This window comes from Bradyrhizobium sp. NAS96.2, from assembly GCF_001908235.1.
In the GTDB taxonomy this organism is placed as follows: Bacteria; Pseudomonadota; Alphaproteobacteria; order Rhizobiales; family Xanthobacteraceae; genus Bradyrhizobium.
Map to the genome: position 1 here is coordinate 1 of NZ_LGHK01000109.1, position 10,763 is coordinate 10,763.

The window sequence follows — 10,763 nt, forward strand, 5'->3', positions numbered from 1 at the left end:
CGGGCAGCGGAGCGGGGGCGGGCTCGGACGCGGCAACCGGCGAGCTATCCGCTTGGCGCGCATCGTCGGCATCGGCGACCTGGACATTGCCGTCGGCCGGATTGCGCTCGGTGATCGCAGCGACGGTACGGTTGGTGGCGCCCTTGCCGATGTTCTCGGCCAACAGGTTGCGCATGATGGCGTCGCGGGAGCCGCCGCTGCGGCCGCCGAGCACCACGCCGACCAGGAAGCGATTGCCCCGGTGGATCGAGGTCACGAGGTTGAAGCCGGAGGCGCGGGTGTAGCCGGTCTTGATGCCGTCGACGCCCTCGACGCTGCCGAGCAGATGATTGTGGCCGGTGATGGTGTGGCCGCGGAAATTGAAGGCCGTCGTCGAGAAGTAGCGATAATAGCGCGGGAAGCGGTCCTGGATGGCGCGGCCCAGCGTCGACTGATCGCGCGCGGTGGTGACCTGCTCGTCGTTGGGCAGGCCGGAGGCGTTGCGATAGACCGTCCGGCTCATGCCGAGCGCACGGGCCTTGCGGGTCATCATGCGGGCGAAGTCGTCTTCGCTGCCGCCGATCGCCTCGGCGATCACGACTGCCGCGTCATTGGCGGAACGGGTGACGAGGCCCTTGATGGCGTCTTCGACCTTGATGGTCTGGCCGGGCCGCAGTCCAAGCTTGGTCGGGTCCTGCTCGGAGGCATGCTCGGAAACCGGCATCTCGGTGTCGAGCTTCATCTTTCCGGAATCGAGGCGCTCGAACAGCAGATAGAGCGTCATGATCTTGGTGAGCGAGGCGGGGTGCCGCAGGCCGTCGGGACTGTTTGACGTCAGCACCGAGCCGGTGTTGCCGTCGACGATGATCGTCGCGAATTGCGGGCTGTAGCTTTCGCGCGCGGCCTCGCTGTGGTGATGACGGGCGGTGTGACGCCGGTGACGGCGCGCCTCCGCGCTATCACTGGTGATCAGGATCGCCGTCGTGACGGTAACGAGCCCAAGAACGCCAACTCGCAGCGCCCGCGAGGAGGCCAAGGTTGTTCGAAGCATCTACTTCCCCGTCCCAATTTCTATCTAGATCACTGGCTCGTGAGGCGAAATTGTGCCCGGCGGCCGTCGATCCTTGCCTGCGCAACAGACCACTTCGGGCAGAACCATCGGCCCTCGTGGCGGCTCAGGTCGCTCTTCTAGCTAAGGTGTTGTTCACAAACAGCTTTCAAGGCTGCCCGTCGGAAGGCGAACAAAGTCCGGGAATCAGGTTAGGCGGACCGAGTTTCCAAAAGATTAAGCAACCGTTGCGTAGTCCCCCGGGGTTTAGCGCAAATGCCCAGGATTCGTGCTGTGTGATTGTGCGTTGCACAATATTTGTTGACTTTATTGTGCGATGCGGTATTCTAATCAAGTCAGGGGGCCGGGAGCTTCCCGGCAATGGGAATTTGCGCCTTCAAGTCTGGGAAAAGGAATTCCAATCCATGGTCAAGATCGAAGACATTCAGAACTACGGCAAAGAGCATTTCGAGTCGGTCACTGCGTCTGCGAACAACCTGCAGAGCGGCGTCCAGGCGATCGCCACCGCTTACGGCGACTACGCCAAGAAGTCGTTTGAGGACACCAAGTCGTTCGTCGAGAAGCTGTCGGGCGTGAAGTCGCTGGACAAGGCGCTCGAGGCGCAGACCGAATACCTGCGCTCCTCCTACGAGACCTTCGTCTCGGAATCGCAGAAGATCGCCGGCCTGTACAGCGACTGCGCCAAGCAGACCTTCAAGCCCTATGAGGGCCTGGTCTCCAAGTTCGCGCCCGCTCAGTAAGCGCTGCCGACCAAGACAAACGAAAAGCCCGGCCGTTTCGGCCGGGCTTTTTTGTTGGGCGGACGCGGGCGGCTATTTCGCCAGCCGGAGCTTGCTGAGGGCAGTTCCGATCGTGTTGAACGTCGTCAGGATCTCGGTCGAGCTGGTCAGCATGAAGAACTTGTCGGGACTGCTGGCGCAGTTCTTCAGGACAGTCGAGGTCGGATCGGCGGGCGTGCTGGTGTTCACCTGGATGGTGTAGATCGTGTACATCGGCGCACCGTTGGCATCCCTCGCGTTCTGCAGATTCTGGCACTGCAGCGCCTGCCGCGCGTCGATCGGATTGCCCGAGGCCTGCGAGCTGCCGTCGCCGTAGACCGGCCAGCGGTCCTCGGTGTTCAGACCGTCGGACAACAGGATGATGACCCGGTTGTAGGTCGTGTTGGCGTCCTCGGCCGGCGCGTTCAGCGGACCGCCGGGCAGAAGCGACTGCCACGCCCAGGCCAGACCGACCGACTGGTCGGTGCCGCCGGTCGGCTGCATGGCGTTGACCGCAGTCTTCAGCGAGCTCCAGTTGTAGCTCAAGGGAATGATCGGCTCGAGCGGCGTCGAGGCTCTGCTGCTGCAATAGGCCGTGCCGTTCTCGTAGTACTCGTTGGCCGGGAACGTCGTCGTGACATCGGACAAGACCGGCAGCACGCCGTTCGCATCGTTAGGCTGGGTGCGGTCGGTGATGCAACCCGTCCAGTTGCTGATGGGGTTGGTGGACTGCTGCTGCCAATTGTTGAGGACGGTAGGCGTCTGATTGGTCGCCGTCCATTGGTTGTTGGTCCATCCGACGACGGCGCTCACCCGAGGCTGGTTCGTGTTGTGCGTTGTGTCGTTAGGACCGGGCTGCGTCCAGTCGTGGGTGTAGATGTAGCCGGAGCACGACGTGCTCGTGCCGCTGCCGGTGCAACTGCAGCCGGTAACATTGCTGCCCGAGGAATTCTTCGGACACGCACAATTGCCGTTTCCTGAGCAGAACACTTGCGCGGTGGTGCCGACCTGCGTGCTGACCCAACAGCCATTGTAGACCGTGTGGGAGTTATAATCGACGCTTGGGCAGATATAGCCCTTATAGGTTCCGCTCGACGGAATCGTCGACACGTTTGATGTGCTGGTTGGGCCGGCTGTGCAGGTGAAGCCGCCATTGCTGTTTGACCAGGGGCACCTCGCGCCGGGGCCAACCGCGTGCCAGTTCATCGGCAGCGTCGCCTGCAAGCTCTGGCTGCCCGTCCCCATACCGCCGTTGTTGGGTTGGGCGGTCGGCGGATTCAGCCAATCGGTCCAGTCGATCCACCACTGGCTGTAGTTCGAGGAGCCGACATTGACGACCTTCGCGAACGGGATGACGGAGATGTAGACGTCGCCGTTGTTCTTGCTGAGCGCGCTGAGCTGGTCGATCAGGCCGCCGGTTCCGGCCACCGCGTTTCGCAGCGCAGTAATCTTGCCGTTCTGGCTCATCGATCCTGTGTTATCGAGCGCCAGCGCGACGCGCATCTTGACGTTGCCCCAGGTGGTGGTCGTCGAACTGCTGAAATTCAGCGTCGGAAAACCGGCAAGCTGCATGAAATCGGATTTGACGAAGCCGGACCCGCTCAGCAGGATGGTCGCCGCCGCGCTCGAGGTCGGGGTTGTATAGGTGGCCGAGACCGCAATGCCCTGGCCGTCCTTGTTGGTGTAAAGGCCATTGAAATAGGACTGGGCCTTGCTCGGGATCTGCGCGGCCGTGATGTTGCCCATGGTCAGGTCCTTGGACAGCATCAGCGCGGTGGAATCGAGCGCCGCCTGCATCGAGGACCGGGCGCTGTTGGCGCGGGTATAGTCGATCGCGGCCCCCACGAAGGCGAGGATCGGCAGCATCGCGAAGGTGAACATCACCCCGACGTTGCCGCTCCTTGACGTGGAAAACCGGCGGGCGGCCGCGCGGACGCGATTGGAAATGGCTGAACCAAGCATGACGCCTCGTCAAAATGGATTGCGCGGCCATCTCTACGTGCGCGGCTAAACAGATGGTGAATCGGGCTGGGGAAACCCGCCAGGCAGTCCGGCGGACGATCAAAAGCGGGGCAAAAGCACGCGCTATCCTCAATGCCGTCTAAATTGGCTGCCCCGATCCTTTGTCAAATCAGGCAGAAATGATTAACCTTCCGAGGGTTGCCGCGCCGGGAAACGGACCGGTGGGCTACGACGGGTCTGCGCTTGCGGCAGGGCGTCGTGAGGCCCATATTCGGGAAGCCGATCCGGCCGCCGGATCGGACCGGGAGCGGCAATCTGGAAAGCGTTGCTGGGGTTCCGCGATCAGTCTTGCGGCAATCGCGACCACCTTCCAATCGCCGTCCGGTTTGCCGCCGGTCTTCCCTGGGGAATTCGAACGCCTGAACCATGTTGCGATCCACGTTGACAGTCCCGATCTTCGAGCCGGTTTCGTCCATGCCGGCGGTGCCCGCCGCGCCGGTGCCGAAAATGAGCAATGGCGACAACCGCAATGGCGCGGGCAGCGGCCCGTCAACCTCGGTCATCACCAAGGTCAAGCCGAAGACCAAGCGCCCGAACCTGTATCGTGTTCTGATCCTGAACGACGACTACACTCCGATGGAGTTCGTCGTTCACGTGCTGGAACGATTCTTCAACAAGGACGCCGAGGCCGCGACCACGATCATGCTGCACGTTCACCATCACGGGATCGGTGAGTGCGGCGTGTTTACCTATGAGATCGCCGAGACCAAAGTGACACAAGTCATGGACTTCGCGCGCAAGCATCAGCATCCACTGCAATGCGTGATGGAAAAGAAGTAGCCGGCGGGAACGAGTGACCTGCCGCGGGGAGCGGAACGGGTCTTGCATCGCGTTTTGTGACAGTGGTGAACCGCGTTCCCGTATGATCACGGGGCGCGCCGGGCGACGTTCGAGCGCCCGAAATTTAGAAGAAAACCATCACCGCGGGACCGGTCTTTCGCCACGATCCGTCGTAACTATATCAATGGCGATCACGAAGGTTGTTATTGCCTGACCCGGTAATGGCGATCATGATGGCCGGGGGCCATAGAGGACGCGAATGCCAACTTTTTCTCAAAGCCTTGAACAATCGCTGCACCGTGCTTTGGCGATCGCAAACGAGCGTCATCATCAATACGCAACGCTCGAACATCTGCTGCTGTCGCTGATCGATGACTCGGACGCGGCGGCGGTGATGCGGGCCTGCAGCGTCGATCTCGACAAGCTGAGGACGAGCCTCGTCAATTATCTCGAGACCGAATTCGAAAACCTGGTGACGGACGGCGCGGATGACGCGAAGCCGACCGCCGGGTTCCAGCGCGTGATCCAGCGCGCGGTGATTCACGTCCAGTCGTCCGGTCGCGAGGAGGTGACCGGCGCCAATGTCCTGATCGCGATCTTCGCCGAGCGCGAGAGCCACGCCGCGTATTTCCTGCAGGAGCAGGACATGACGCGCTACGACGCCGTCAACTACATCAGCCACGGCATCGCCAAGCGGCCCGGCGTCTCCGAGGCGCGGCCGGTGCGCGGCGTCGACGAGGAGACCGAGACCAAGGGCAACGAGGACTCCAAGAAGAAGGGCGAGGCGCTCGAGACCTATTGCGTCAACCTCAACAAGAAGGCGCGCGACGGCAAGATCGATCCGGTGATCGGCCGCAATGCCGAGATCAACCGTGCGATCCAGGTGCTGTGCCGCCGCCAGAAGAACAATCCGCTGTTCGTCGGCGAAGCCGGCGTCGGCAAGACCGCGATCGCCGAAGGCCTCGCCAAGCGCATCGTCGACAGCGACGTGCCGGAAGTGCTGGCGGCGGCGACCGTGTTCTCGCTCGACATGGGCACGCTGCTCGCAGGCACCCGTTACCGCGGCGACTTCGAGGAGCGGTTGAAGCAGGTCCTGAAGGAGCTGGAGGCGCATCCGAACGCCATCCTGTTCATCGACGAGATCCACACCGTGATCGGCGCCGGCGCCACCTCCGGCGGCGCGATGGATGCATCCAATCTGCTCAAGCCCGCGCTGGCTTCGGGCACGATCCGCTGCATGGGCTCGACCACCTACAAGGAATACCGTCAGCACTTCGAGAAGGACCGCGCGCTGGTGCGGCGGTTCCAGAAGATCGACGTCAACGAGCCGACGGTGGAAGACGCCATCGCGATCCTCAAGGGCCTCAAGCCCTATTTCGAGGATTACCATCGGCTGAAATACACCAATGAGGCGATCGAAGCGGCGGTGCAGCTGTCGTCGCGCTACATCCACGACCGCAAGCTGCCCGACAAGGCGATCGACGTGATCGACGAATCCGGCGCGGCGCAAATGCTGGTTGCCGAGAGCAAGCGCAAGAAGACGATCGGCATCAAGGAGATCGAGACCACGATCGCGACCATGGCGCGGATCCCGCCGAAGAGCGTGTCGAAGGACGATGCCGAGGTGTTGAAGCATCTCGAGCAGACCTTGAAGCGCACGGTGTTCGGCCAGGACAAGGCGATCGAGTCGCTGGCGGCGTCGATCAAGCTGGCGCGGGCCGGCTTGCGCGAGCCGGAGAAGCCGATCGGCAGCTATCTGTTCTCGGGTCCGACCGGCGTCGGCAAGACCGAGGTGGCCAAGCAACTGGCGGCGTCGCTCGGTGTCGAGCTCTTGCGCTTCGACATGTCCGAATACATGGAGCGGCACACCGTGTCGCGCCTGATCGGCGCCCCTCCCGGCTATGTCGGCTTCGACCAGGGCGGCCTGCTCACCGATGGCGTGGACCAGCATCCGCATTGCGTCGTGCTGCTCGACGAAATCGAGAAGGCGCATCCGGATCTGTACAACGTGCTGTTGCAGATCATGGATCATGGCCGGCTCACCGACCACAATGGCAAGCAGGTCAACTTCCGCAACGTGATCCTGATCATGACCACGAATGCGGGCGCGGCCGACCTCGCGCGGCAGGCCTTCGGCTTCACCCGCTCGAAGCGGGAAGGCGACGATCATGAGGCGATCAACCGGCAGTTCGCGCCGGAGTTCCGCAACCGGCTGGATGCGATCGTCTCGTTCGCTCACCTCAATGCCGAGGTGATCGGCATGGTGGTCGAGAAGTTCGTGCTTCAGCTCGAAGCGCAACTCGCCGACCGCGACGTCACGATCGAGCTGTCCGAGCCCGCCAAGGCCTGGCTGATCGAGCACGGCTATGACGAGCAGATGGGCGCACGTCCGATGGCGCGCATCATCCAGGAGCACATCAAGAAGCCGCTCGCGGATGAAGTTCTGTTCGGCCAGCTCAAGGGCGGCGGACATGTCCGCGTCGTGCTGGTCAAGGACGAGGCGACCGCCAAGGACAAGATCGGCTTCGAATATGTCGAAGGCCCGGTCACCCCGAAGCCCGAGAACCTGCCGCCGCGCAAGCGCAAGCCGCCGAAGGGCGGCCCGAACAACGGCGGCGGAGGCGGCACCAAGGGGCCAGCCTCAAAGGGGCCGATGGTCAAGGCCTAAGGCGCCAACAAACAATCAACGAAAAGGCCGGCTGAACAGCCGGCCTTTTTTGTTTGGCGACGTCGTTGGCGCGGTCGGGACCGGTCGGTACTGCGTACGCTAAGCTCCCTCATAGTCTGATAGCAACTTGGCGAGCAGTTCACGCTCTTCAGAAGTTTTTTCAGACGGATCATTGATAACGTTCTGAAGCAGATAGAACTCGGTGTCGTTTTTGATTCGTCCTCGCTTAAGAACCTTGGTGTAGCCGCGCGAGTATCGTCTGCGTAGTTCAGAGAGGGTAATGATCCCGCGGTTGATCAGCTCGGCATCCAAAGCCGCAACCTTGGCTGGATCGAAGTGCCACGATTCTTCGACGCAATCATTGATCGCTTGCCGCAGCCCCTGGAGAGCCATTCGTGGACTCTTGTTTTCCAAGGCTTCTAGGTTGTTGAGAGCGCGCTGCGGTTCTTCGGGCGGCGACGCTTCCATTCGCATATGGACATAGAAGGAAAAGAAATCCTTGAGCAGCCCATACTCACTTCGGTTGAAGTTCGGCATCGCAGCGTACCTTGTCCATCGTTACCAAGCTCGAGCCCGCGGGACGGCTGGCCCGCAGGAAACGTCGCGCGTGCGCGTGCGCTTGTCGAGTGCGAACCGGATCGCGCGTCACTCGCCCTTCAAACGCTGCCCCTCCTGAATCCGCACCCGCTCGGCGCCGCGGCTGCCGGCTGAAGACAGCCGCAGCGTGCTGAGCAGGGCGCCGACGACGGCGAAGCCGACGCCGACCATCAGCGAGATCCTTGTGCCGTCGGCCGGATAGCGCGCCAGCAGCATCGCCACCAAGGCGGCGCCGATGGTCTGTCCGAGCAGGCGCGCGGTGCCCAGCATGCCGCTGGCGCCGCCGGAGCGCTCGCGCGGCGCGGCGGCGATCATGGTGCGGTTGTTCGGGGTCTGGAACAGGCCGAAGCCGGCGCCGGCCAGCGCCATGCGCCAGATCACGTCGATCGGCGCGGCATTGGCAGGCATGAACGCCAGCGTGCCCAATCCCAGCGCGAACAGCAGCAGGCCGATGCCGCCGAGCAGGCCGGCCGGATAGCGCTCGACCAGCCAGCCCGCGATCGGCGCGGCGAAGGCGACCGCGATCGGCCACGGCGTGATCAACAGGCCGATCTGCACCGCCGAATAGCCGAAATGGTTTTCGAGGTAGAACGGCATTGCGACGAAGGCCAGCATCTGGCCGCAGAACGAGGCGATCGAGGTGCCGATCGAGAGCGCGAAGATCGGAATCCGCAGCAGGTCGACCGGCAGCAGCGGCGAAGGCAGATGCTGCTGGCGGCGGTACAGCAAATGCGAGGCGACCGCGGCAACCGCGAATTCCAAGGCGCAGACGTACAGCGCCTCGCCATGGCCGGCGCTGTCGATCGCGCTGATGCCGAACCCGAATGCGATGGCGCTCATCGCAGCGCTCTGCCAGTCGAAGGCGTGAACAGCGGGCCGGGTGTGCGGCAGGAACCGCCAGCCCAACGCCAGCGTGACGACGCCGAGCGGGACGTTGATGGCGAACAGATAGGGCCAGGTGCCGACCGCCAGGATGAACGAGGCGATGGTCGGGCCGACCGCAGCCGAGATCGCGACGACCAGCGCGTTGACGCCGATGCCGCGGCCGAGCTGCGAATGCGGATAGATGAAGCGGACCAGCGCGGTGTTGACGCTGAGGATGCCGGCGGCACCAAACCCTTGCAGGATGCGGGCGATCGTCAGCAGCGGCAGCGTGTGCGACAGCGCGCAGAACAGCGATGCCAGCGTGAACAGCAGCAGTCCCGCCAGATAGACACGGCGGTAGCCGATGATCTCGCCGAGCGAGGCCAGCGGCAGCAGCGAGATCGTGATCGCCAGCTGATAGCCGTTGACGATCCAGATCGAGAAGGCGGGGCTGGCGTTAAGATCCCGCGCGATGGTCGGCAGCGCGACATTGGCGATCGAGCCGTCGACGACGGCCATGACGAGGCCGAGCGCGATCGTGAGGATGGCCCAATTGCGCTGCGGCTGCGGCAGCCCGTCGGGATGCTCAATAATCGCGGACGACATGTCGTGAGGTTGCTCTCGGTTCCAGCTTGGCGGGCTTACCGGATGCTGGATTAACCTGACCTTGGCAACCCCCGAAATGTCCGCCCCGGGGTGCACCGAAACGAGGCCGGGGAACGGGAAAAAAGGGCTCAGCCTCGATTGTTAGCCTCGATTGTTAGCCTTGATCGTTAGCCTTGGCCGAGCAGTTCCTTGATGCGCCGCTGCAGCTGCCGCTTCTTGATCTCGCTGCGGCGGACCCGCTCGTCGAGATCGCTCACCGGCGTGTCCGAGGTCATGATCTTGAAGGCGAGGCCGACCTTGTTGGCCTGGCGCCAGATCAGGCGCGCCAGGAACGAGCGGCCCTTGCGCGCGACGCTGAGATTCATCTCTTCGGGCAGGTGTACGGCATCGCCAAATTCGACACAGGCACCGCCTTCGCTGATGTTGCGGACGACGCAATCCATCGTCGAGCCGCGTTCATTGATCTCCGCAACCGCACCGTAAAACACCTTGTCGCGTGGGCTCTGGCGCCGGTCCTGCATGGGAAATCCTCCTCAAATGAGCGGCACAACTGTACCGGTCCGGACCCGCGAAAAGAAGGGTACCAACGGAACCCGCTGCAGTTAGTGTAAATTGTTTGCATCTATGAAGGTCCGGATTCCCGGCTATTTGCGCCGCAAAGCGCCTCCGGAGCCGTGTTTTGCCGGGCTTTCTTAACGCGAACCGTTACCCGCTTCGCTCGAAAACGCGGCATTACGGCGCAAACGCCACAAGCCCTTACGCCTCCGGCTTAAATGGCATGTAGAATACTCCCCATGACTCACAGACGCCGCCGAAGGCTTTCATTTGTTCCGAGAAGTCGGCTTGGGTCCGGATAACGAATTCATAGGTGACGTGCGCATTGATTCTAAGCTGCACGTACTGGCCTTCGTCATAGATTTTGACGTCCTGACACTTTGACCGAAGGAGCTGGATAGCTTCAGCGGGCGGTGGCCATGCTTGAAAGTCGATATTGAAATCGATTTCGTGGGGCAGAGAAAAGTCAAATCCGCGCTTCGCCATGCTGCGAAGCACATCCCCATCTGAATTGCGCGGCCAATCCGAGCTTGGCGATCTGTGACGCTTCTCACACACAAGCCATTCGGCAAGCTTTGGTTCAGCGTAGCCGATGGTGCGTTTAGCGCCGGTGCCCGGGGCTGGTGCTCGCCGGGAGGTTGGTACCGACGACGCCTGCCGCTCCAACCTGGCGGTCCTCAAATCTCAGGCGCGGGACTGCGCCCCGTGTGATTACGGTACCACCCTTAGCCGCTGGGGGATGAGCTTAAATTGGGAGAAACAGTCCGCGAGCAAATAGGATTGTCAGATGGACGAACGCGAACTCGACCTTCTCTGTGCGGTGTTCGACGGCGTAGTCGTGGCATCCTTCGGCTTGCTCGCCTTC

9 protein-coding genes are annotated in these 10,763 nt (G+C 62.5%); 3 read left to right on the forward strand and 6 right to left on the reverse strand.

The window, feature by feature from the left end; genetic code table 11:
• The coding region (locus AC628_RS23395) for a D-alanyl-D-alanine carboxypeptidase family protein (RefSeq protein WP_168193429.1) at positions 1–1,030 on the reverse strand (1,030 nt) is incomplete at its 3' end.
• 422 nt (positions 1,031–1,452) lie between these two features.
• On the opposite strand from AC628_RS23395, the gene AC628_RS23400 reads away from it, so the two are divergent.
• Positions 1,453–1,788 (forward strand): phasin family protein, encoded by a 336-nt coding sequence (locus AC628_RS23400; protein WP_074129073.1) that lies wholly within the window; start codon positions 1,453–1,455, stop codon positions 1,786–1,788.
• A 72-nt stretch (positions 1,789–1,860) separates the two neighbouring features.
• Here the strand turns inward: AC628_RS23400 and AC628_RS23405 are convergent, their stop codons facing one another.
• Entirely contained in the window at positions 1,861–3,768 is a 1,908-nt protein-coding gene (locus AC628_RS23405; protein ID WP_074129074.1) for a TadE/TadG family type IV pilus assembly protein, read from the reverse strand.
• 507 nt (positions 3,769–4,275) lie between these two features.
• Between AC628_RS23405 and clpS the strand changes: the two genes are divergently transcribed.
• Complete coding sequence (gene clpS, locus AC628_RS23410) at positions 4,276–4,608, forward strand: ATP-dependent Clp protease adapter ClpS (RefSeq protein ID WP_074129080.1); 333 nt, start codon at positions 4,276–4,278, stop codon at positions 4,606–4,608.
• Positions 4,609–4,867: 259 nt separating this feature from the next.
• The gene (gene clpA, locus AC628_RS23415) at positions 4,868–7,276 is read left to right on the forward strand and encodes an ATP-dependent Clp protease ATP-binding subunit ClpA (protein ID WP_074129075.1); all 2,409 of its coding nucleotides are present in this window, start codon (positions 4,868–4,870) and stop codon (positions 7,274–7,276) included.
• A 99-nt stretch (positions 7,277–7,375) separates the two neighbouring features.
• Here the strand turns inward: clpA and AC628_RS23420 are convergent, their stop codons facing one another.
• From AC628_RS23420 to AC628_RS23435, 4 genes are all read right to left on the reverse strand, one after another.
• Positions 7,376–7,813, reverse strand: coding sequence for a hypothetical protein (locus tag AC628_RS23420; RefSeq protein WP_074129076.1), 438 nt, complete (start codon positions 7,811–7,813; stop codon positions 7,376–7,378).
• A gap of 108 nt (positions 7,814–7,921) precedes the next feature.
• Entirely contained in the window at positions 7,922–9,343 is a 1,422-nt protein-coding gene (locus AC628_RS23425) for an MFS transporter (RefSeq protein ID WP_074129077.1), read from the reverse strand.
• A gap of 167 nt (positions 9,344–9,510) precedes the next feature.
• Positions 9,511–9,864 (reverse strand): PilZ domain-containing protein, encoded by a 354-nt coding sequence (locus AC628_RS23430; protein ID WP_074129078.1) that lies wholly within the window; start codon positions 9,862–9,864, stop codon positions 9,511–9,513.
• A 235-nt stretch (positions 9,865–10,099) separates the two neighbouring features.
• Complete coding sequence (locus AC628_RS23435; RefSeq protein ID WP_168193430.1) at positions 10,100–10,564, reverse strand: ribonuclease E inhibitor RraB; 465 nt, start codon at positions 10,562–10,564, stop codon at positions 10,100–10,102.
• Positions 10,565–10,763 lie beyond the last annotated feature (199 nt).